Origin of the sequence: Caulifigura coniformis (genome assembly GCF_007745175.1) — a bacterium.
GTDB classification, from domain to species: Bacteria; Planctomycetota; Planctomycetia; order Planctomycetales; family Planctomycetaceae; genus Caulifigura; species Caulifigura coniformis.
Genome location: NZ_CP036271.1, coordinates 4579743 through 4601709 on the forward strand (window position 1 = coordinate 4579743; position 21967 = coordinate 4601709).

The 21967-nt window shown below is 63.4% G+C and carries 18 protein-coding genes and 1 tRNA gene; 15 read left to right on the top strand and 4 right to left on the bottom strand.

Annotation, left to right across the window (positions count from 1 at the left end):
• Positions 1-188: 188 nt before the first annotated feature.
• From Pan44_RS18490 to Pan44_RS18520, 7 genes are all read left to right on the top strand, one after another.
• Positions 189-1667, top strand: a complete 1479-nt coding sequence (locus Pan44_RS18490; RefSeq protein ID WP_145031969.1) for a lipopolysaccharide biosynthesis protein — start codon at positions 189-191, stop codon at positions 1665-1667.
• Between the two features lie 224 nt (positions 1668-1891).
• On the top strand, positions 1892-2926 hold the full coding sequence (locus Pan44_RS18495; protein ID WP_145031973.1) for a DUF3500 domain-containing protein: 1035 nt from the start codon (positions 1892-1894) through the stop codon (positions 2924-2926).
• Between the two features lie 28 nt (positions 2927-2954).
• Positions 2955-3428, top strand: a complete 474-nt coding sequence (locus Pan44_RS18500) for an MGMT family protein (protein ID WP_145031976.1) — start codon at positions 2955-2957, stop codon at positions 3426-3428.
• Between the two features lie 134 nt (positions 3429-3562).
• Complete coding sequence (locus Pan44_RS18505; protein WP_145031979.1) at positions 3563-4783, top strand: 6-phosphofructokinase; 1221 nt, start codon at positions 3563-3565, stop codon at positions 4781-4783.
• Between the two features lie 63 nt (positions 4784-4846).
• Positions 4847-5866, top strand: a complete 1020-nt coding sequence (locus Pan44_RS18510) for an ATP-grasp domain-containing protein (protein ID WP_145031982.1) — start codon at positions 4847-4849, stop codon at positions 5864-5866.
• A gap of 10 nt (positions 5867-5876) precedes the next feature.
• Positions 5877-6890 carry a hydantoinase/oxoprolinase family protein gene (locus Pan44_RS18515; protein WP_145031985.1) on the top strand — a complete coding sequence of 338 codons (1014 nt, stop codon included), beginning with the start codon at positions 5877-5879 and terminating at the stop codon, positions 6888-6890.
• Positions 6887-7699, top strand: coding sequence for a biotin--[acetyl-CoA-carboxylase] ligase (locus Pan44_RS18520; protein ID WP_145031988.1), 813 nt, complete (start codon positions 6887-6889; stop codon positions 7697-7699). The genes Pan44_RS18515 and Pan44_RS18520 overlap by 4 nt, the downstream gene beginning before the upstream one ends.
• Positions 7700-8240: 541 nt before the next feature.
• On the opposite strand, the gene Pan44_RS18525 is transcribed toward Pan44_RS18520, so the two are convergent.
• Positions 8241-9215 (bottom strand): AAA family ATPase, encoded by a 975-nt coding sequence (locus Pan44_RS18525; RefSeq protein ID WP_145031991.1) that lies wholly within the window; start codon positions 9213-9215, stop codon positions 8241-8243.
• 285 nt (positions 9216-9500) lie between these two features.
• Here Pan44_RS18525 and Pan44_RS18530 point away from each other — a divergent pair.
• Positions 9501-9587: transfer RNA gene (locus tag Pan44_RS18530), tRNA-Ser, on the top strand.
• Positions 9588-9816: 229 nt separating this feature from the next.
• Here the strand turns inward: Pan44_RS18530 and Pan44_RS28345 are convergent.
• The 3 genes from Pan44_RS28345 to Pan44_RS18545 all read right to left on the bottom strand — a co-directional run bounded on the left by Pan44_RS28345 (position 9817) and on the right by Pan44_RS18545 (position 13093).
• A complete protein-coding gene (locus Pan44_RS28345) occupies positions 9817-10074 on the bottom strand; it encodes a tyrosine-type recombinase/integrase (protein WP_145031994.1) in 258 nt (85 codons plus the stop codon).
• A 188-nt stretch (positions 10075-10262) separates the two neighbouring features.
• On the bottom strand, positions 10263-11675 hold the full coding sequence (locus Pan44_RS18540) for a sigma-54-dependent transcriptional regulator (RefSeq protein WP_145031997.1): 1413 nt from the start codon (positions 11673-11675) through the stop codon (positions 10263-10265).
• 2 nt (positions 11676-11677) lie between these two features.
• Complete coding sequence (locus tag Pan44_RS18545) at positions 11678-13093, bottom strand: sensor histidine kinase (RefSeq protein ID WP_145032000.1); 1416 nt, start codon at positions 13091-13093, stop codon at positions 11678-11680.
• A gap of 290 nt (positions 13094-13383) precedes the next feature.
• Between Pan44_RS18545 and Pan44_RS18550 the strand changes: the two genes are divergently transcribed.
• The 7 genes from Pan44_RS18550 to Pan44_RS18580 all read left to right on the top strand — a co-directional run bounded on the left by Pan44_RS18550 (position 13384) and on the right by Pan44_RS18580 (position 21928).
• Positions 13384-14166 carry a PEP-CTERM sorting domain-containing protein gene (locus Pan44_RS18550; RefSeq protein WP_145032003.1) on the top strand — a complete coding sequence of 261 codons (783 nt, stop codon included), beginning with the start codon at positions 13384-13386 and terminating at the stop codon, positions 14164-14166.
• A gap of 259 nt (positions 14167-14425) precedes the next feature.
• A complete protein-coding gene (locus tag Pan44_RS18555) occupies positions 14426-15427 on the top strand; it encodes a DUF1559 domain-containing protein (protein ID WP_197453448.1) in 1002 nt (333 codons plus the stop codon).
• Between the two features lie 42 nt (positions 15428-15469).
• Positions 15470-16003 carry a hypothetical protein gene (locus Pan44_RS18560; protein WP_145032005.1) on the top strand — a complete coding sequence of 178 codons (534 nt, stop codon included), beginning with the start codon at positions 15470-15472 and terminating at the stop codon, positions 16001-16003.
• Positions 16000-16497, top strand: a complete 498-nt coding sequence (locus tag Pan44_RS18565) for a transthyretin-like family protein (protein WP_145032009.1) — start codon at positions 16000-16002, stop codon at positions 16495-16497. The genes Pan44_RS18560 and Pan44_RS18565 overlap by 4 nt, the downstream gene beginning before the upstream one ends.
• 104 nt (positions 16498-16601) lie before the next feature.
• Positions 16602-17735, top strand: a complete 1134-nt coding sequence (locus Pan44_RS18570) for a serine hydrolase domain-containing protein (protein WP_197453449.1) — start codon at positions 16602-16604, stop codon at positions 17733-17735.
• Positions 17736-17744: 9 nt separating this feature from the next.
• Positions 17745-19088: a PepSY-associated TM helix domain-containing protein gene (locus tag Pan44_RS18575; RefSeq protein ID WP_145032014.1), complete on the top strand. Its 1344-nt coding sequence runs from the start codon at positions 17745-17747 to the stop codon at positions 19086-19088.
• Positions 19085-21928, top strand: a complete 2844-nt coding sequence (locus tag Pan44_RS18580) for an ABC transporter permease (RefSeq protein WP_197453450.1) — start codon at positions 19085-19087, stop codon at positions 21926-21928. The genes Pan44_RS18575 and Pan44_RS18580 overlap by 4 nt, the downstream gene beginning before the upstream one ends.
• The last annotated feature ends 39 nt before the right edge of the window (positions 21929-21967 follow it).

Below are 21967 nucleotides of genomic sequence, written 5' to 3' on the forward strand. Positions count from 1 at the left end.
AACCGGCGCAAACTCACGTGATTCCGCCCCGGATTCGACTGGACGCCCGCTGGAGAGGATCGACGGGTCCCACCCTCAAAGGATGTGACAGACTGGAGTGACCCGCCAGTGCGCGTTCCGTGCGCGCGAGGTGCGGTCGTGGTGACTGCTGTCACCACGACTCCTCTTTCTGGAAGCTGACTTTCGTTATGTCATTGACCCGTTCCGTCTCGGCCAAGTGGCTGGCCCACCTCGTCGTGATGGCGGTCGGCTTCTACCTGATGCCGTATGTCATGAAGACGATCGGCGAAGAGGGCTACGGCGCGTGGGTATTCGTGAATTCGATCGCGGGATATTCGTCGCTGCTGTACATGGGATTCGGGTCGACGGTCTGCCGGTTCGTCGCGGATCGGCGCGCCCGCCAGGACTGGGACGGACTCAACGCCGTCGCCAGCGGGGTGTTTGCGGTTTACTTCGTAGCGGCCGGGGGCGTGATGGCCGTCTCGGCGGGGCTGGCGCTGGCGGCGCCAGCACTCGGCGACTGGGGGGACGTTCCGGTCAGCGACGTGCGGATCGCGATGATCCTGCTGGGGCTGAACATTGCCATCGGGATGCTCGGGAGCGTGTATGGCGGCGTGCTGATCGCCACTCAGCGGTTTGACCTGTATAGCGCGATCGAGGCGATCATCGCCGTCGCGCGGCTCGTCCTGACGATCACCTTCCTGCAGAAACAAGGGGCGCTTGTCGTTCTCGGGGCTATCTTCCTGGGGGTGACGATCCTGGAGAACGCCGTCACGGTGTGGTGGGCCCGCTGCGAGATTCCGACGCTCTCCATCCGCCGGCGTCACATCAACCGGGCGGTGCTGAAGGAATGCTTTTCATTCAGCCTGTTCACCGCCCTCCGCGGGATGGCGGTTCGCGTGATTCACCTGACGGACGTCGTCGTCATCGGCATCATTCTCGGCAAGGCCGCGGCCGTGCCGTATTACGTGGCGCTGCGTCTGGTCCAGATGATCAGCACGCCGCTGGAGAAGATCGGCGACGTGGTCCTTCCCAAGGCGGGAGACATGCATGCGCGCGGAGAGCGTGACGGGCTTGAAGGCCTGTGTGCGAAGGCAATGGGGATGGGATTCCTGCTCTCCGCTGCGTTCCTCATCGGCAGCGTGTACTTCGGGGAGATGTTTCTCACGACATGGATGGGGCCGGACCTCGAGGGGAGTTACCTGATCCTCATCGTGCTGGCGGCCGCCCAGGTCATCGCCCAGCCGTTGATCATCCTGCGGCAGGCGCTGACGGCGATCGGCGACGTGAAACGTCCGGCGTACATCGACGTGGCGCAGGCGGTGGCGAACTTCGTGCTGTCGATCACGTTCGTCAAGATCTGGGGGATCGTCGGCGTCGCGTGGGGAACTTTCCTGCCGCTCGTGCTCATCGAAGGACTGGTGCTGTTTCCTTATGCAATGAAGGCGCTCGAGTTTCACCCGGGCCACCTGCTTGCGAAAGTGATCCTGCCGCAGGTTCCGGTGCTGGTGGCGCTGACGGCGTACTGCGAGGCGATTCGGACGCTTGAGCCCGGGCCAGGCTGGAAGAACGTGGCGTTGATCGCGGCGGGAGCTGGGGGCGTGCTTGCGGCGTCGATGGGCTGGCGCATGCTGCGGCCGCGTCAGGAAGTGGCGCTCGCGGGTTAAGGTTTTGGGGCCCTGGCTTGAGGCAGCGGCCGGTCACAGGGGCCGGCGAGCCATTGGTTCTCCCTGTCCCGCGATCAGTACCCCCTCCTCCGACCCCCGGCCACCTCGTCCCCGCAGCAGTCGTTTGCTCCCGGAGGAACTCCCAGCGCGGTCGCGACCGCGCGCGATTCCGGCTAGGATGGGTTCCGATTGAGATCGGCAACGTTCTGAAGAGGATCGACCTGATGCATCGTGCTCGGATTGCTGCACTCGTTCTCGCCACCCTTGCTCTCACCGGCGCGGTCCGGGCCGTCTATGAAGATGCGGCGCCCGGGGCGGAACTTGGCAAGGCGGCCGTAGGATTCGTCGGGACCCTGACCTCTGATCAGCGTGATGTTGCGGTCCTGCCCTACGACACGCCGAAGCGGGTGGACTGGCACTTCATTCCGAAGGCCGAGCGCAAAGGGCTGCAATTCAAGCTGATGACGAAGGAGCAGCAGCAGGCCGCGCTGAAGCTCCTGCGGTCGGCGCTGAGCCAGATCGGTTATGACAAAGCGACGAAGATCATGTCGCTGGAAAACCTGCTCCGCGAACTGGAAGCGGGCAAGGGGCAGAACATCCGCGACCCCGAACGTTACTTCTTCACGCTGTTCGGCAAACCGGGCGATGGTCGCTGGGGTCTGTCGTTCGAGGGGCATCACCTGTGCCTGAACTTCGTGGTGGAAGGGGATCGCGTGATCTCGTCGACGCCGCAGGTGTTCTGCACGAATCCGGCGATCGTCAAAACGGAGAACAAGTCGGGCATCGCGGTCGGTACGCGGGTTCTTGAAGAGGAAGAAACGCTGGCGTTCGAACTGGTGAACGGCCTGAACGACGGGCAGAAGACGAAGGCGATCTTCGCGGAGAAAGCCATCAAGGAAGTGCGCGCCGCCGGTGTGCCGCAGCCTCCGACCGATCCGGCCGTCGGGATCGCGATGTCGGCTCTTGAAGCTCCGCAGAAGAAACTGCTTCGGCGGCTGATCGAGGTTTACTGCAGCGCGATGCCGAACCGCGTGGCCGCGGAGCGGATCGACGATATCGAAAAGGCTGGCTGGGAGAACGTGACGTTCGGGTGGGCCGGCGCGACAAAGCCGGGCATCGGCCACTACTACCGGATCCAGGGACCGACGTTCCTGGTCGAGTTCGTCAATACGCAGCCGGACGCCGCGGGCAATATCGCCAACCACATCCACGCCGTCTGGCGCGACATGCGGGGGGACTTCGCACTTCCCGTGAAGTAGAGCACGATTGCAGAACCGGAGGCCCGCGATGCTGAAGACCCGGCGTTCGTGGCGTGAGAAGCTGGCCGACTCGAAGGACTTGCCCAGGACGATCGTTCTCGAGGGTCGGGCCCGCGAGAAATGGGGGGGCGGGACGATGGTGATTCCTGCCCCGCTGCAGGTCGACGCGCTGATGCGCAAGGCGCCGGCGGGCAAGGTCGTGACCAGCGCCGAACTGCGGGCGGCCCTCGCCCGGGACGCCGGAGTCGAGAGCGCCTGTCCGATCACCACGGGAATCTTTGCCTGGATCGCTGCCAATGCCGCGGACGAGGCGGAGAAGGAAGGCCAGAGCCGAGTCACCCCCTGGTGGCGGACCCTGAAGACCGGCGGCGAACTGAACGCGAAGTTTCCCGGCGGACTCGCGGAGCAGGCCCGCCGGCTGGAATCGGAAGGCCACCGGATCATCGAGCGCGGGAAACGCCGGTTCGTCGCAGAACACACGGCCGTTCTCGCGGAATTGTGAATTCGCCGGCCCACAAACGGCCCGGCACTTCGCGCAATTGCCCCATTTGCGCATGATGCCCGCTCTGAGGCCGGCAATTTGACATCCGGCCTGCCCCGTTTGATCCGCCCCTTTTGAGTTTTCGTCTCGCCATCATGTCACGCGCCAATGCTCTCGTCGGACAGTCCGGCGGTCCTACCTCGGTGATCAACGCGTCTCTGGCCGGAGTCGTTGACGGGGCCCTGCGCTCCCGGAAGATCGAGCACATCTACGGAATGCGCTATGGCATCGAAGGGGTGCTGAACGACGCCCTGGTCGACCTCGGCCGGGAATCGTCGGAGACGCTGAAGCTTCTGCGCAAGACTCCCTCCAGCGCGCTCGGATCGAGCCGGCTGAAGCTGAAGGACGAGCATTTCGAGCCGATCCTCGCGCAGTTCCGGAAGTACGACATCCGATATCTGTTCCTGATTGGCGGAAACGACACGATGGACACGATCCATCGCATCACCGAGTACGCTCACTCGGTGGGCTGGGACATGACGGGCGTCGGAGTGCCAAAGACGGTCGACAACGACCTGTTCGGGACCGACCACACGCCAGGGTTCCCCAGCGCCGCCCGGTATGTCGCGATGAGCGTCCTGCAGGCCGGCCTGCTCGCCCGCGACATGCAGAAGGTCGACCAGTTCGTGATCTTCCAGTGCATCGGCCGCAGCGCCGGCTGGCTTCCGGCGGCCACGACCGCGGCCCGTGAGCAGTCGGGAGACGCGCCGCACATCCTGCTCTTCCCCGAACGGCCGTTCGACAAGGAGCGGTTCCTGGGAAAGGTTCGCGAGGTGCATGAGGAGCATGGCTTCGTCTCGATCGTGTGTGGTGAAGGGATCACCTACGCCGATGGCAGCCCGGTCAGTGCGTCGGAAACGAAGGACAAATTCGGGAACGTGGAGTTCGGCGCGATGGGAGGGACGAGCGTCGCCGTCACGCTGCATCAGATGATCTCGAAGGCGTTCGGCTGGCGCGGCGAGTTCCAGATCACGGAATCGCTGCCGATGTGCGCCGCCGACCGCGGTGTGAAGCTCGACTTCCGGGAGGCCTATCGGGCCGGTCGTCAGGCCGTGAAGCTGGCGAGCAAGGGGACGGGTGACGTGATGGTGACGCTGCAGCGGAAGCCGGGCCGCAGCTATCACCCGACCTTCGGCACGATTCCGCTGAAGGAAGTGGCGGTCCATGCGCGCCCGATGCCGGACGAGTTCATCTCCGAAGACGGCTACGATGTGACTCCCGCCTTTACCGAATACCTGGAGCCGCTGATCGGCGAACTCCCGGAGTACGCCCGGCTGAAGTACAAGCCGGCCAAGAAGGCCGAAGCGGAGGAGTGAGCGGCAGGCTCGCGGCCGTCCCGCTCGCGTTTTATTCGCCCCGTTGCTGGTCACTGCCTCGCCGTGCAGGTCTTCCTTCACGAATTCATCACGAGCGGGGCGCTGAATGGCCAACCCCTTCCCGACTCGCTGCTGCGCGAAGGGGCCGCCATGCATCGGGCGGTCGCGAAGAGCCTGCTCGCAATTGAAGGGGTCGAGGTCGTCACAACGCGCGATCACCGCATTGCGGCGCTCGATGTTCCCGGCCTGTCGGAGCGGGCCGTTTCTGATCCGGGCGAGGAAGCGAACGAGTTCCGCTCCCTCAGCGCCGGTTCGGCCAAGACGCTGATCATCGCTCCGGAGATCAACGGCGAACTGGGGCGACGCGTTTCCCTCGCGATTGAAATCGCCGGCCCTGAGCGGGTCTTGAACGCCCCTGCACTCGTTGTGGCCGCTTCTGACAAGTGGGAGACCTTCCTCCGGCTTCGGGCGGCGGGAGTGCCGACCATCGAGACCCGACTCGGATCGAGTGGGGCGGCCCCCGGGTGGGATCGCCCGGTGGTCAAGCCCCGCGACGGGGCGGGGTCACAGTCGGTCCGTCGGCTTGCGAACATGGCGCCAGCGCCGGGCGACACGCCGTCATTCGATGGTCAGTCGATCATTCAGCCGTTTGTGGAAGGGCGATGGATGTCGTGCACAGCGCTGTTCCGTCCGGACGGCGGTGTCGACTTGTTACCCCCCGCGGAACAAGGGATCGCCAATGACGGGACCTTCTCTTACCTGGGCGGATCCATTCCAGCCCGTTGTGAAGCGTCTCGCCTTCACGAACTGGCCCTGCGGGCGATCCGGGCCGTCGCCGGCGATGGGGCGAGGCCCGTCGGTGGTGTCGGTGTCGACTTCGTGGAGAACGCGAAGGACGGCGAGCTGCTCGTCTGCGAGGTGAATCCTCGTTTCACCACGAGCTTCGTCGCCGCCGTTGAACTGGCGGAGACGAACCTTCTGGCCGGGCTGCTGGCGACAGGCGTCCCCTCTCCGCGCTGGAAACCGGGACGGCTGGAATTCGACGCCTCCGGGCACGTGCGGCGCCCGCGGTCCGTTCGTTAAGGTCCAAAGAATGAACGTACTCGGCTGGGACATCGGCGGCGCAAACCTCAAGGCGTCCAACGGCACAACGAAGTCCGTTGAGGCCTCATTTCCACTCTGGAAGCAACCGGAGGAACTGACGGCCGCCATCGGCGAGCTTGCCGGGGAGTTTGATGCGGCCGACCTGTGGGTCATCACGATGACCGGCGAGCTTGCGGACTGCTTCGCCTCCAAGCGAGAAGGAGTGGACCGGATCCTGAATGCGGCACGCGAGGCCAGCCACGGGATTCCGATCCTCGTGTGGACCACGGCGGGTGAGTTTGTGCCGGTCGACGAAGCGATGGACTGGCCGCTGCTGACGGCCGCTTCGAACTGGCTGGCGCTTGCCACCTGGGCGGGCCGAATGGTTCCCGAAGGGAACGCACTGGTCGTGGATACGGGCTCGACGACGACCGACATCATTCCACTACTCAATGGCTTCCCCGATCCCCAGGGCCGGACGGACGTCGACCGGCTTCAATCGGGCGAACTCGTCTACACCGGCTGGAAACGAACACCGCTTGCTGCGATCGCGGCTGAGGTGACTTTCCGCGGTCGCCGAACCCCTCTCGCGGCCGAACTCTTTGCGACGACGTGGGACATCCACCTGCTGACGGGCGCCGTCCCCCCAAGCAGCGACGGGGACACGGCCAACGGAAGGCCTGCGGGAATCGACGAGGCGTGGGACCGGCTGTCGCGGATGTTGTGCTGTGATCGCGACGAGATGACTCTCGATGAGGCCCGCGTGATCGCCGGCGAACTGGCGGACCGCCAGACCGCGCAAATCGCCAGGAGCATTGATGAGGTGGTCGGGCGCATGCAGGGCCCCTGCCCCACGGTGATCGTTTCCGGTTCCGGAGCGTTCCTGGCCCGGTGGGCGGTCTCCAGTTCCGTGCGGGGGGCGGCGGCCGAAATCCACTCGCTGAACGCGATGCTCGGCGATCGCCATGCCACCGCCGCGTGTGCATTCGCACTGGCCCGGCTCGCTGCGGAAAGAATCCAATGACAGAAGATCCCACGGTCGGGCCTGAATTTTTTGCCTCACTGGGCGAGGCTGTCGAGCCGACGTTTATTCGGCGGGCCGAGCACTTCGACGCTCTCCCCTCGACCAACGACCGGGCCCTGGAGATCGCGGCGTCGCTTCCGGCGAGCGCCGTTCCGCTGCTGATCCTCGCCGACCGGCAGACGGCCGGTCGCGGGCGCGGGCGGAACAAATGGTTTGCGTCGGAAGGGGTACTGACGTTCTCGATCGTGCTCGAGCCCGAAACGTGGAAGATCCCTCCGGAGCTGTGGCCACGACTCTCCGTGGCTGTTGGAGGGGCCGTTGCGTCGGCACTCGCGAAATCGACGGGTCCGGACCGGCCACTGCTGAAATGGCCGAATGACGTGTGGATTCGCGACCGCAAAGTCTGCGGGATCCTGATCGAAACGAGTCCTGCTGCGCCGCGGCGGCTGGTTGTGGGAATCGGGATCAACGTGTCGAACGAGTTCGTCGGCGCGCCGGCCGACGTCGCCACCCGGGGCATCGCACTGAGCCAGGTGTCCGTCGCGGCGGTTCCCGACAGGTTTTCTGTTCTGCACGACGTGCTGCAGCAGCTCGACGGAGATTTCCGGCTGCTCGGGGAGGGCGCTGCGGAACTGATCGAACGCTGGCGAAAGATCTGTGCCCTGACCGGCCGCATGGTGGCGATCGGCGAAGTCGACCGCGTGGTGAGCGGCGTGTGCGCGGGGCTGGAAGATGATGCCAGCCTGCTCATCCGCACAGAGTGGGGGCCGCAGCGGTGTTATGCAGGGACCGTCACCGTGATGGATTGAGGGATCTCAGGCCGGGTCTGCACACCGGGAGGGCCGTTGCCAACAAGCAGGCCTCAATGAGGCTCGACGGGAGCCTGCCACCCGACACGAAAACACATCCCTGTTGCGCGCAGGCCCGATCGCGACGGAACCCCTTTCTCCTGTGTGGCTTCGATTCTCCGCGGTGAGCTGCGTGGCACAACTGGACACAGCCCCTCCCGCACACGCCGCGCAACCGCGCCTGAAGGGTGGAGGGAACAATAAATACAATCAGCCTTAGCCCGTCACACAACACCGCCTCACCGGCCGAGTCTTACAAACGTCCGGTTCCCGGACGCCGCGCCACGCTTCGGCGGAACTTCGCGGGGAAGAAGAGGGCAAGAATAGCCATTCGCCCCCCGACCCCGTTCGTCTTGGTTGGTTGCCCGCCGCCTCCCTCACGAATGCCCCTCGGGCATTGGAAAACACCGGGCGTTCGAACGCGCGCGGGCACTGGCAACAAGTGCAGGAGTGACAGGCCTTCGCCCTCCCGGAGACGGCCGTCAGAATTTGAGAACGCCTTTCAGGATTCCTCTTCGTCCTCGAAGTCTTCGTCTTCTCCCTCGTCGTCCCGGTCGGGATGCAGCGGATCGTCGGGATCGAAGAAGAAGTCGCCGAGGCCCATTGGCACGGCGTTGCCTCCGAGGGACCGCTGCTTGCGTTCCGCCAGTGTCTGGAGGTCGAGCGCCTCATCGCCGAGGCAATTCTTGAGCGCCTCCCGCCAGGCTTTGTCCTTTCCGAGCGGATGCTTCTGATCCTGCGACAGCCGCTTGAGGGCATACCGCAGCACGTTGATGCCGTCGCGCGTCGAGAAATCGAGCTTCAACTGGTGCGACTGCTGAAGGAACTCGACCGTGAGGTTGAGCATCTCCGGTTCGGCGAACGGCAGGTGATAGTGCAGGATGGCCAATTCGTCCTGGCGATCGGGATATCCAAGTGTGAGAGTCGGCTGAAGGCGGGAGAGGATGTAGTCGGGGATTTCGTAGGTCGAATCGTCGTCGTTCATCGTGACGGCGCAGCGGAAATCGGGGTGCGCCTTGATCGTGATCCCGGCCACGATCGACTCGACGTACCGGCGGTGATCGAGAAGCGGGGCGAGACTTGCCCACGACTTTTCGTTCATCCGATTGCCCTCATCGAGCACGCAGACGCCGCCGGTGATCATTGCCGTGACCAGCGGAGAGGCCTGGTACTGGATCTTCCCGCTTTCCGCGAGGACGGGGGTGACGAGCAGGTCTTCCGGACGGGTATCGGAGGTGCACTGATAGACGTAGAGCGGCTGTTGCCTGATCCTGGCCCCGGACATCGCGAGCGTCGTTTTTCCGATTCCCGGCGGGCCGACCAGGCGTGGCGTCAGCGGGAGATCGCGGGGATCGACGACGAGCCAGCAGGCGAGGAGCTGGGTGACAATCTCGCGCTGACCGATCCATTCCCCCTCGGACGTATCCGCGTGCCCCAGATGCAGGCGGATTCCTTCGATTTCAACCGATTTTTCCATGACTCTCCGGCGCCTCGTCCGACGTTTCTGTCCGTGAAGAAGCGACATCGTAACGCCCCCCGGTGACGGAAACAGGAGTGAGCCGGTTTCGGAAGACGAGATCGGGGTGATGACGCCTGTGGCGGTCGATCGGTCCCCTCCTCCGTTCGGGAAAAATGGCGGTTGGGAAGAACATCGGCGAGAAGAGCCGGGACCGAACCGGAAGATGGAATGGGTGTCTTGCTCAGAACCCCGGAATGACTAGACTGACGCACCGCCGCCGGGAGACTGGAGGCGACCACTTCGGGAGAGGTGGCAGAGTGGCCGAACGCGCCGGTTTCGAAAACCGGTATACCTTCACGGGTATCGGGGGTTCGAATCCCCCCCTCTCCGCTTCTGAACTTGGCCGGTCCGCAACTCATTTCACATCAATGAGTTGCAACCAGGCTTCTGTATGACGCCGGGGCTAGCGGCATTCCAATGTCATTCGCGGTCAGATGGGCCTGACCAGCTTGTGCAGGAGCGAGTCTTCCCAGGGCATCTCGGGTTGTGCACAGCGAATTGGTGAGCCCGGCCTGGCGGAACATTCTTCATCAGTCTGACGTAGCCCACGCAACCGCCTTCATGGCCGCTTTGGCCGGTTTGAGGTGACTGTGGTTGCCAATCGCCCCGTTGAACCGAACACACGGAGGCGGATCAGGCCATGGCTGAAGTCGATGTGTGACCATCGCAGCAGGCGTCGCTCTGAGATTCGAAGCCCCGTGTGTGCAAGCGCTACGACGATCGCGTACAGCCAATGGTACGCCGGATTCTGGCGGCACCGACGGAAGATCCATTTGATGTCGTGCCTCGTGTAACAATGCGTTCTCGGTTCCGACACCCGCTGGGAGCGGGTCCTCCGTCAGAAGTACTGGTTCGATGCGCTGGACAACGCCTGCGTGGCCGGACATGCGGCCGGTGTGCGGCTCAACCAGGAGCACAATGTGTCTGCACCGCCAATCCGGCCCTACGGCGGAATCACTCCGTCAGTTAAAGCATGGATGCTCGAAATGCCCCTCAAACGACGGGCTACTGCGGCGAGCTTCGTCCACGAGCCGCTGAGAGTTTGACTCGGAGCGTCTTCGGATCAAGTCCCAGAACTCGCGCTGCAGCCGCATGATTCTGGCGACAGCGGGCTAGAGTGAGATCGAACAGCATTGGCTCGACTTCACTCAGCAACGCGTCGTGGAGCTTTGCTCGATCAGTGAGAGGATCGAGATTCTCCAGTTGCCGATCAATCCAGCGGCTGATCGGACCGTGGAGGTCATCGACCGCGTTTCCGGACGGACTTCTGGTCAACGGGGCCGGCAGATGCTCGACGGCGATGGCCGATCCTCGCGCCGCGATTGCAGCATGCTCGACGGCATTCCGAAGCTCACGGATGTTGCCCTGCCAGGGTCGAGATTCAAGTTCGGCCAAGGCGGTCGTCGTGAACCCGGGAGACCGCGTCACACTCGCGACTCGCTGCAGGAAGTGCTGGGCGAGATCGGGAATATCGTCGCGTCGTTCGCGAAGCGGCGGCAGTTCGATGTGGTATGCACTGAGCCGGTAGAACAGGTCTTCGCGGAACTGTCCTTTGGCGATCAGGCCGGGAATGGATTTGTTCGTCGCGGCGATGAATCGCACGTCAATGGGGCGGGGCTTGTCTTCACCGACGCGCGTCACTTCCTTCTGCTCGATCGCGCGGAGCAGCTTCACCTGCAGCGAATCCGGAATATCCCCCAGCTCGTCGAGCAGAACGGTGCCGCCAGCGGCCTGCTCGAACAGTCCGGAACGATCCACCTCGGCGCCAGTGAATGCCCCGCGCACATGGCCGAACAGCTCACTCTCGATCAGGTTGGGGCTGAGCGCGGCAAGGAATACCGGAAGGAAACGCTTGTCGTGACGATTACTGTAGCGGTGAATCGCCCTCGCCATGACTTCCTTCCCCGTCCCGCTTTCGCCCGTCAGCAGGACTGGAATGTCGCTGGCGGCGACCAGCGCGATCCGGTTGAAGATGCGCTGGATCTGTGGGCATCGACCGACAACAACCGGCGAACTCCCACGATCCGGCGCTTCGTTCTCTTCTTTCGACTGAAACCGGTGGCTGTCGAACGCCCGCTGCAGCACCGATTTGAGGTCCTTCAGAGAGAATGGCTTGACCAGGTACTCGAACACTCCTTCGCGAACCGCGGCAACGGCTGTGTCGAGCGTTCCGAATGCCGTCATCACGATGATCGGCACCTCGGGCGCCGATGCCCGGAACTGCGAGATCGCGGTCAGCCCATCAATGCCCGGAAGGCGGATGTCGAGGAGAATCACATCGAACGGCGTGTCGACGGCCAGTTCCAGTCCGTGCTCAGCGGAGCCCGCAACCGCCACATCGTGTCCCGCCTGCTCCAGGAAGGCACGCAGGCTCTCGCAGTGTCGCACTTCGTCGTCGATAACCAGGATCGATGCCATGACTAGGTCGCCGCCAGGGCGGGTTGGGGAGAGCCGGAAGGGCGCGGGGTTTCTCGACACGGAACACGGATGCTGAAAACGGTCCGATCCGAATCCCTGGTCCACGTGACATCACCGCCTGCGTTTCTGGCGGCCTGCCGGACCTGGACCAGGCCGAGCCCGATCCCGTCTGGCTTCGTGGTGACGAACGGCTCGAAGATCTGTTCGGCGACCGTCGATTCGGGGCCACACCCCGAATCACTGACCTGGATCTCGATGAATCCCGACGTCGAAGTCAGCGACAACGTAATCTCGCCGCGCCGTCCGATGGCTTCAACTCCGTTGAGGCATAGGTTCACGATCGCTGCATGCATGGATTCGGCGTCGTGGATCGTCTCATCCGCTCCGCAATGGAAGTTCTCTCGCAATCTGATCTCCGCATGGCGGCAGACCGGATCCACCATGTCGACGACGTTCTTCAGAATCGTGCCGATCGGGAGCGACGACGTCTCCAGGTTCATAGGCTTCTTTCCGAGCGAAAGCAGGCGGCGGACGAGCGTCTCGGTGACGGCGAGCTGGTCGTGGGCGTTTCGCAGCATGCGGGCGGGCCCCTCGGGAGACTCATACGATTCCTGGAAGACTTCCAGCGACAGTCTGGCCGCGTGGATTCCGTTTCGCAGTTCGTGCGCGACGCCGCCGGCGACCTGGGAGTGAAGGCGGTCACGCTCCGTTTGCGCAACCAGGCGCTTCATGGAATCCAGGTCCGATGACATGACGTTCACCGATCGTGCCAGGCGGCTGATCTCATCATTCCCCCGCTCGTCGGCCATCTGCCGATGGTCTCCTGCGGCAATGCGGCGAACCTGTTGTTCAATACGGACGACGCGCCGGCTGAGCCGGCTGCTGTACACAGCCGCAGCCGCGATCAGGGCGGTGCAGATCGCGAGCGACAGCCAGGCGGACTTGCGGAACGCGCCGGTGATCGTCGCGGCGATCGATTGGTAGGGCTCGAGGCACACGAGGTAAGAGCCATCGGGCCAGCCCGGCACCGCCAGCGGAATCACGTAGTACCAGTGACCTTCGAGCCCCATCAGGACCTCGTCGTATCCGGCGCTGGTCCGCGAGGCAGGTGGCAGAGTCGTCGCGATCTCCTCCTGCCGCGGCAGCATTGCGATCGTTCCAGTGCGCAGTTCGTGATCGGCCACGATGACGAAGTGCCAGCCGTCATTGTCTTTCTGCGCGGCGCTGAGCACGTCCGGAATTCGCTCAGGTGGGGCGTTCGCAAGCTGGTCGGCGACCGCGATGTAGGCCCGAACGGCCCGGTCGCCGGCAAGCTTCACCTGCAGGGCGGCGCGGTCGAAGGTCACAACGAAGACGAGGATCGCTGCGAAGACGACAAGCGGCAGCAGCATCTGGTTACGGAGTGACCATGTCATCATCGATCAGCTGTGCGATCGCGGGAGGAGGGGGAATTAAGGCCTTGATCGTGGGAAATATTCCCTCACCTCAGCGGAGCGAGGTCATGACCGGATTTGATCCAAGTCCACAAAGCAGGTCCTCCCTGCCACTTGCATAAACGGGAGTGCGATGCGGCCGTCCCGGCACGCCAATTGCTTCAATGAGACTGAGACTCAATGTCGCCTTATTTTCGGGCCCTGCCGCTGGCCCCTCATAGGCTCTGAATTCGAGCCTTGGCAACCACTCCACGTGTTTTTACGCAATTGGCACCATGATTCGATCACTTGTCGTTCCACTCGCCTTCGGTTTCGTTTTGCTGGCAGGCAGACCCGCCCGCGCGGATGTCGTGTTCAATCTGCAGCTCACCGCCGACGGCAACTCGCGGTGGTATGAGTTCTTCTCCGATGCGTTCGCCCAGCTCGACCGCGGGTTCGTCGTCAGCGGCGTCCCGAATCCGGCTCTGGATGGCTTCTTCCTGATCAGCCCCAATGCCGATCCCTTCAATCCCACGGTCTACCAGCAGATTGGGGGCGGCGGCGACGTCTTTCCGAATGAGGCCAACTTCTCGAGCTCCTACTCGCTGACTTACGCCGACGCCGGGCTGACCGGCATCGGCGAAGAGACGGCGGCGATTACAGCGTTGTCGCTCGATTTCGACAACGACATCGCCGACGACGACAGCTTGCTCGGTGTCGGCTACACGACAACTCCATCGAACGTGTCAGGAACCGTCCGTTTGCTCAACGGACTCGTCACCGGGATCGACCTGACCTCCAACGTCCAGCTGGCCTACGACGGCGCGGGACTTGGTCTTGGCACGCTTCTGTATGACGGAGTGTTCGGGATCACTGGAAGCCAGTTCTCCTTGTTTGTGGATGACAGCAACCCCACGTTTCCCACGTACCCGGACGCCCGTTATGTGTGGGACGTGCAGGGGACTGTTACCAATCTGGCCGCTGTTCCCGAGCCTTCGTCATTCGCACTCCTGACTCTGGCCGGGGGCATCTTCGGTGCGCGACGCTGGCGACGCCGCGCGGCGACTCATGTCTCCTGACCAATTCGGCGTGGAGCGCGACGTTATTTTGGCCAGACCGGCGAAATTCTCACCGGCCTGGCCGGGTATGCAGCAGCGATCAGACCGCTAGTCTCTGAGGTTCATTTCGCGACGCCAAAGTTCGCACTGACCTGGCCCTCAACGTTCGCCGGCGGTGATCGGTGATCGCCGGAATCGATCGGCAAATGCACTGGCACGCTCATCGAAAGTGTGCAGTCGTCCATTTTTGAAAAAGTGCTGCACCAACATGCAGGTCAAGATGTCCAAGCGAAAATCTCGCGGATTCACGTTGATCGAGTTGCTCGTGGTGATTGCGATCATCGCGATGCTGATTGCGCTGCTGCTGCCTGCCGTTCAGCAGGCACGGGAGGCAGCCCGTCGCGTCCAGACTCGCAATCACATGAAGCAGATCGGGCTCGCGCTGCATAACTATCACGATACCAACCGGATCTTTCCGGTGGATTCGTACTACGGGTTTGGGTTCGGGCCCGGCACGGAGACGTCGACCTGGATGCTGATGATCATGCCGTACATCGACCAGGCCCCGCTCTACAACCAGTGGCAATTCGGCGCGAACATCGGAAAGTCCACGACTCCATTCAACGGGCCCAACGGCCAGTTGATTGCCCAGGTCATTCCGGCATTCCTGGCGGCGTCCACTCCCGGTGACAGCAAGTTCACGGTGACATCCGGATCGGTGACGGGAACCGTCGCCCGGACCGACTTCGGCCCGGTGTCGTCGCCCCAGATCCCGACGCTGGGGCCCGCAAACGGCTTCAGGGCCGCCGATGCCGGGTTCGTCAAGTGCCTGTATTGGTGGGGGGGCGCAACCGTGACTGTCTCGCAGGATGCGACAGGCGTCCGGATGCGCGACGTGACGGACGGACTCTCAAACACCCTGGGCATCATCGAGACAGTCGGGGGACCGAAACGCTACATCAAGAACCCGCAGTCCGTCTCGAATCCTCTTCTGACCGCCGTGTTGTCGACACCGCAGAGCGCTGCCGATGGATATTGGGCCGGTCGCATGCGGACCGGCTATACCGAGCTGTTTGCGTCGCTGATGGGACTGGGAAACTGCACGATCAACTGTAGCAACATGATTGACTATGGCGCCGGCCCGTTCAGCTTCCATCCGGGCGGGGCGCACGCCCTGCGTGGCGACGGCGGTGTGATCTTCCTTTCCGATTCGATGGATCAGGTGACCTATCTCAGGATGATCCTGCGCGCCGACGGACAACCCATCGGCGAGATGCCCTGAGTCTCCGGTGCCTCCTGAGTTCGAATTCGTCGGGGAATCGTCGTGCGTCCGCTTTATGTTTTCGCCCTTTTGCTCCTGCTGATCGTGGTAGTCGTTTACTGGCCGCGAAAGCAGCAGTTCGGTGCGCCTAAGGTTCCCGTTTCGGGACGGGTCCTCGTGAATGGCCGTCCTGGGGAATACATGGTTGTGAGATTCCGTTCGGACAACGCTCAACTCGGCGGTCAGGATCGTCAGCCGGTCGCAGGGGCGAACGCCGACGGTTCCTTCGAAATGTCGAGCTTTGGCGGAATGGACGGAGCCGCTCCGGGGGAGTACGTCGTGACGTTCTATTGGCCGACCAATCCACTGACGATGGGCCGCGACCGCCTGCGCGGGCGATTTACGGATCCCGAGAAGTCGGAATATCGGGTCACGATCAGTGAGGAAGCGACGGTACTCCCGGATCTCGAACTCCGGATGCCAGAGGCCCAGATTCTGCCACTCGAATTCGACCCCGTGAAAATGGGCAGCGAGGCATTGCGATCCGCGCTGGAGAGCGCCCCCACCACTTCCAACTCGCCGAAGGCACCCAGGTGAATCGTCCAATTCTGTGGGCCACACTCGCCGTCCTGTCGGTCGCAGTGATCTGGACTCTGGTTCCCGGTCGAAGCCAGCCAGCGGGCGCACCGAAAGTTCCGGTCGCCGGCCGGGTGCTTGTGAACGGCAAACCTGCAGCGGGAGTCACGGTTCGATTTCAGTCCGATGACGGAGAGCTCGCAGGGCAGGACCGCCAGCCGGTTGCGACAACCGACGATCAGGGCAATTTCCAGCTTTCCAGCCACGGTAACGCCGATGGCGCGGCTCCCGGCAATTACGTTGTGACATTCTTCTGGCCGACTAATCCCATCAAGGCCGACAAGGACCGATTGCGCGGCCGGTTTATGAACGCGGCCCAATCGCGCTTCAAAGTGTCGATCGGCCAGGACACCGCATTGCCTCCCTTCGAGCTCGAGATTCCGGAGGCCATGCTCCTGCCTGCAGACGAAGCCGCGACGAAGAATTCCAGCGCACTTCCTCCTCCGCCGCCATGATCCGCCGTTTCGTCGAGTGCAACCGCCGCCCCGGAGCGCGACACGTTGGTCGGCTTCGGGAGTATGAATGGACTGCACCCATCCTGATTGCGACTGACGTCACCATGGTGTCCCTCCGAACCATCCTGATGGCCAGCTGCCTGGCAACGCTTCTCTGCGGGGCATCGGTCTGGGCGGAGGACGACCGGTGCGCTCAGGTTCTTCAGGCAGAGTTCGCGAAGTCTCAGGCGCCGGGCGCGATGATCAGCTGGCAGATCGGCGGGCAGCCGGCCCGGACGATCTGCCTCGGCACCGCGGATGTCACTTCCGGCCGTCCCGTCACTCCTGTTGACCACTTTCGGATCGGCAGCCTTTCCAAGATGTTCGTTGGAACAGCGGCGCTGATCCTCGTCGACGAGGGCAAGCTATCGCTCGACGATCCGCTCTCGAAGTTTGAACGCGGACTCCCCAATGGAGACCGAATCCTTCTGCGACACCTCGGCAACCACCGGTCCGGCCTGTTCAATCCGATCGAGTCGTCGATCGTGAAAGTTGCGTATGCGGGTGATCCCCGAAAATGGTGGACCATCGAAGAGCTGCTGGCCGTCCCGCGCGTCGCTCCGCCATATTTCGCCCCGGATACCGGATTTCGTTACTCGAATTCCAATACGGCCGCGATTGCAGTCGCACTCGAGAAGGCGACCGGACAGCCCTGGGATGCCGTTGTGCGTGAGAAGATCATCGGGCCGCTTGGGCTGAGGCACACCTCGATTCCGATCGACAACTCGTTACCGGAGCCGCATGCCAGGGGCTACGCGATGGGAACGGACAAGGGGCCGTTCTTCAACCGGGGAAATGTGCAGGTCGACGTGACCGAGACCAGCCCAAGCTGGTGGGGGCCGGCAGGCTGCATGATTTCCAACATTCAGGATCTGCGAACCGCGGTGAAACCGCTGGCCACCGGAGCACTCCTGAAGCCACAGACGCGAGAGGAACTGCAGCGATGGACGCCCACGGATTGGGAGGGCCACGAAGCCGGTTTTCACCTCGCTCGTTATCGCGGCTATGCGCTCGGACACACCGGTGACGTTCCTGGATTCCAGACGTGCATGTTCTATCTCCCGAAGCATGACGCCAGCGTCGTTGTCATGACGAACGTCTATGGATGGTCGATCCGTAAATCGCCGGCCGACGACTTGTTCGTCGCTCTGATCGAGGACGGTCTCCAGCTCGAGCAGAAAAAGCCCGCAAAGGACTGAGGCCAATCGGTGTCGACATCGGAGACCAGGATCGCATCGGAACGAACCGTCCGCGCGGATGCGGAGACGCCACGGCCCGGCCAGCCGCAATTGTCCGAGAACACCTATCGGACGGTCTGGCGCTGGCACCTCTACGCGGGCCTGCTGGTCGCCCCCATTCTGATCTGGGGCGCCGTCACCGGCGCCCTGTACGTCTTCGTTGATGAGATCGAGGCATGGCTCGATCCCGACGCCTTATACGTGGCCGAGGAAGGTGAGCGGAAGCCATTCGTCGAGCTGTTGGAAACGGCCCGGGCCGAGGCCCGGGGCGATCTTCTGCACTCCTTCTCGGTCAATCCGGATCCCCGCCGTACGGTCAGTTTTTTTGTCGCCTCGCCTCACGAACGCTCGCGATCAATATACGTCAATCCATACACGGCCGCGGTGACAGGAGTTCACCACATCCACTCGGGATTCTTCCCGCTCGTCAGGACACTGCATCGCACGCTGTACATGGGCACCGTCGGGCGAGTCCTGATGGAGCTCACTTGTTCGTGGGGAATCGTCCTGTTGTTGACCGGAGTCTATCTCTGGTGGCCACGGAAACAGTCTCGGCCGAAGGGGGGGACCGCCGGCGTCTGGCGAATCCGGACAGCCAGCACTCGAGTGCTGCTGCGCGACCTGCACGCGGTCATCGGAGTCTATCTCGCACCGGTCTCGATCGTGGTGCTGCTGACGGGGCTGTTCTTCACGCAGGTGTGGGGCACCGGCTATCGCCTCGCACTGTTGAAATCCGGCTCGATTCCTCGCGTCGTGCTCGATCTCCCGAAGACGACGCATCCTGAGAACTCGCCCCGGCTGTCGCTCGACAGGATCGTCGAGATTGCCTGCGCGAAGTCGCCCCCCGGCCTCGTCTCGATTGATTTTCCGCAGGAGCCGGATGACACCATTCGCGTGACGGCCGGCACGGTGGAGGATCCGTCGCGCCGGGCGCTGTTTGCCATCGATCCGGTCGATGGCACGACTATGCTTCATTCGGACTGGCAGTCGGGGTCTCCGCTCCTGAAGCTGTACACCCTTGCCTATCCGTTGCACGTCGGATCGATCTTCGGTTTGCCGACGAAGATACTCGCCACCTTGTCATGCCTGGCGCTGGTGTCATCCACTGTCACCGGAGTCTGGATGTGGTGGCGAAAGCGTCCGGGAGGTTCGTTTTCGATCCCACGCCGGCCCGTTGGAAGGCGCGTTCGATCGGCCTGCATTGCATTCATGGTCCTCTCGGGAATCGTCCTTCCCCTCGCCGGTATCAGTTTCCTCCTGATGGCATCGTTGGACTGGGTCTGGCAACGACGCCGGAGACCCGCGAGCCCATGACGTCGCGAACGAAGCTCCACGTGCCTGCGCTGCTCGTTCTGCTGAAGGCGAACCTGCGCAGTCATCCCGCGCGACACCTGGCCGCAATGGTGGCGATTGCCGCAACGGCGGCTGTGTTGCTCTCGGCGCTCGCCGGACGCAATGCGGTCAGCGGCTCCGCTGCCGCAAACGATCCCGTTCTGGGGGACCGCGAAATTCATCTCGCGGCCACCGACACTGTTTTTCCGTACCTCGATGAAAGCCTGCTCCGCGAAATGCGGCGAGATCCTCTGGTCGCCGAGCTGCACACGGCAGTCTCCGCGCGGGCCGTGGAGATGCCCGGGACCATGCAGGGCACCCTGGATGAAGACGGCTTTTACAGCCAGGAGCAGGGAGGCATGGGAGGCTGGATCGTCGGCCGACGCGACAACTTCCTTGCCTGGGACGACGACCAGCCAGGCGGCGTTCTGGTCGCGGGGCAACGGCCGACGGGGAAACCCGGTGGCCCGATCGAAATTTCCGTGCCGGTGCAATTGCCCTTCGGTAAGAAGCTCGGGAGCTGGAGGAGGCTGGAAGGTGATTCCGGGGTCCACGCGGCCCAGGTCGTCGGACAGGTCCGCTTTCCCGCCTCCATCCTGATGACGCCGCAGGGCGCCCGGATCATGGCCCGACAGATCAGCCGGGCCGCCGCTGAGGTGCTCAATGGCGGTCCGCGGCCTCCCTCTGATGCGCGAATTCATCTGCGAGCCCCTGGCGAGATCGACGCCTTTCTCGCCAGGTGGCGCGAACGACTCCCCTCGCTGCCGGGCCGGATGGAACTGTGGGACAACAACTTCATTCAGCAGTCCGTGACCTACAGTGCGGCGGCCCAGTCAATTCGCATGGCGGCCGTCGCGGCCGTGTTGATGGCCTGCGTCTGCGCGGCGTGTATCGGACTTGCCGTGCAGGGAAACGCAGCCCGCGAACGCGCGGCTCAAGGTCAGCTCCTGCGTTCGCTCGGAGCAGGCCGCGGAATGATCATCACGTTGCTGGTGATCGAGGCCGTCGCCGTCGCATGCGGCGGCTTCGTGCTCGCGCTCGCCTTTTGCTGGGGCGGACTTTCGGTCGCTCGGGCGTGGTTTCCGTTCCTGGCGTCGTCCCCGTCTCCCGGCGCGCTGCAGGTCGTCCTGGCTCTCGGCGTCATTGTCGCTGGCGTTCTGGCCGGATCAGTCGGCCCGGTCATCTCTGCCTGGTCCATCGATACGACGAATCCGGCCACGGCGGCGACCGATCCGGAACGGGCGCGACTCTGGTCCCGACGTGCGGCCCTGGCTTCGGCGGCCGTCGTGCTTTTCGTCACGCTTGCGTTGATAGTCACCCCCGCGGGGTCATTCGAACGAAGCCGGGTGCTGTTGTGGATCGGCCTGCCAGGAGTGGCGCTCGCCTGCGTCCTGATTGCCCCGCTCGCCGTTCGACTGACCGCAGCGTTGCTGGCCCGTCCGGTCGCCTGGGCGACTCGTGTGGAGCCGCTGGTCCTGTTCGACCAGGTCGCGGCCGATGGTCCACGCAGCGCAGGCGCCATAGTTGCGATTGCCGTTGGCCTGGGAACGTTCGTCTGGGTGATGTGTTGGGGCGCCTCGATGCTGAACTCGTTCGTCATCGATGAACGACTGCCGAGATGGCTCATTTCGGTTCACCCTTACGGATTGGATCGCAGCGAGACTGAAACGGTGCTCAAAGCCGCCGGTCTGGAGGAATTCGAGCCGCTCACGCTGGTCGACACGCGCCTGTCCCCCGGCCCCCGGCGCGACACCCCAATCCCGACATTGCTGATCGGCGTACACGGCCTGCGGGAAGGCTCCAGTCGGATTCCATTCACACTGGTGGCCGGCAACCTCGACTCCGTCATGACCGACGTGGACAACGGAACAGGTTGCCTGCTGAGTGACTGGTATGCCCACAGTGCCAATGTCGCGGTAGGAGATGAGGTGTCTGTTGCCGTTCCGGGGCGACTCGAAAACGGCAGCGTCCTCCATCGCACGTATCGCGTGGCCGGAATCGTCGAGCTTCGCGGCTGGAGAATGGCGACAAAGCAGAACAAGGTCCGGCTTCGGGGCGACAAGCATCGCGCGATGGTGGTCCTGGACGCAAAGACGGTGCGCCGCGACTTTTTTGTGAGCGATGCGAACTATCTGCTCGGATGGACGCGCCCCGCGGCGTCGGCGCCCCCCTCTCGCTACGGAGCCGGGACTGCGGAACCGGAGTCGTACCAGGTCAGTCGGGGGGAACGTCTGGATCTCGAACGACAGGTCTCAGCGCTTCTCGATCTGGATCGCCCGATTCGATACTCGCCCGATGGGGGGGCTGAAATCACATTGTCGTCGCGGGTGGTTCAGGTCGACGATCTCGATCGCGCCCGGAGCGAGTTGCTGGGCAATTGGGGGGGAGGAGCAGTTCGAAAGATGGGCTGGCTGCCGATGATGGCGCTGGCGATCAGCCTCTTTTCGGTCGCGGGCTCGCTGGCCGTATCGCTCCAGGCCCGCAGTCGCGAACTAGGGATATTGAGGAGCTGCGGGATGACGAGATTCGGCCTGTTGAGGTTGGCGATTGCTGAGAGTGTGCTGGTAACCCTGGCGGCGGTCGTTGTCGCCGGGCTGTTCGGTGCCGGTCAGGCGTGGCTCATGCTGCAGCTGGCATCGATCATCGGCTACCACCTCGACTTCGCCGGAATACGTCCGGAGTTCACGGTGCCCTGGGAATGGATGGTCCCCGGTGCGCTGATGACGGCGGCCGTTTGTGGCCTTGCTGCCTTGTGGGCGGGTTGGCGAATCGGGCGCCTGGCGCCGGCCGGCCTGCTGTCGGGTTCAATGATTCGATCTTGAGGACCGTGAGTGACCACGACTGATCGACGCGCGTTGCTT

Excerpts from the sequence above, each read along its gene's own strand:
- Pan44_RS18490 (WP_145031969.1), top strand. The coding sequence starts at position 189 with ATGTCATTGACCCGTTCCGTCTCGGCCAAGTGGCTGGCCCACCTCGTC.
- Pan44_RS18495 (WP_145031973.1), top strand. The coding sequence starts at position 1,892 with ATGCATCGTGCTCGGATTGCTGCACTCGTTCTCGCCACCCTTGCTCTC.
- Pan44_RS18500 (WP_145031976.1), top strand. The coding sequence starts at position 2,955 with ATGCTGAAGACCCGGCGTTCGTGGCGTGAGAAGCTGGCCGACTCGAAG.
- Pan44_RS18505 (WP_145031979.1), top strand. The coding sequence starts at position 3,563 with ATGTCACGCGCCAATGCTCTCGTCGGACAGTCCGGCGGTCCTACCTCG.
- Pan44_RS18515 (WP_145031985.1), top strand. The coding sequence starts at position 5,877 with ATGAACGTACTCGGCTGGGACATCGGCGGCGCAAACCTCAAGGCGTCC.
- Pan44_RS18520 (WP_145031988.1), top strand. The coding sequence starts at position 6,887 with ATGACAGAAGATCCCACGGTCGGGCCTGAATTTTTTGCCTCACTGGGC.
- Pan44_RS18525 (WP_145031991.1), bottom strand. The coding sequence starts at position 9,215 with ATGGAAAAATCGGTTGAAATCGAAGGAATCCGCCTGCATCTGGGGCAC.
- Pan44_RS18540 (WP_145031997.1), bottom strand. The coding sequence starts at position 11,675 with ATGGCATCGATCCTGGTTATCGACGACGAAGTGCGACACTGCGAGAGC.
- Pan44_RS18545 (WP_145032000.1), bottom strand. The coding sequence starts at position 13,093 with ATGATGACATGGTCACTCCGTAACCAGATGCTGCTGCCGCTTGTCGTC.
- Pan44_RS18550 (WP_145032003.1), top strand. The coding sequence starts at position 13,384 with ATGATTCGATCACTTGTCGTTCCACTCGCCTTCGGTTTCGTTTTGCTG.
- Pan44_RS18555 (WP_197453448.1), top strand. The coding sequence starts at position 14,426 with ATGTCCAAGCGAAAATCTCGCGGATTCACGTTGATCGAGTTGCTCGTG.
- Pan44_RS18570 (WP_197453449.1), top strand. The coding sequence starts at position 16,602 with ATGGTGTCCCTCCGAACCATCCTGATGGCCAGCTGCCTGGCAACGCTT.
- Pan44_RS18580 (WP_197453450.1), top strand. The coding sequence starts at position 19,085 with ATGACGTCGCGAACGAAGCTCCACGTGCCTGCGCTGCTCGTTCTGCTG.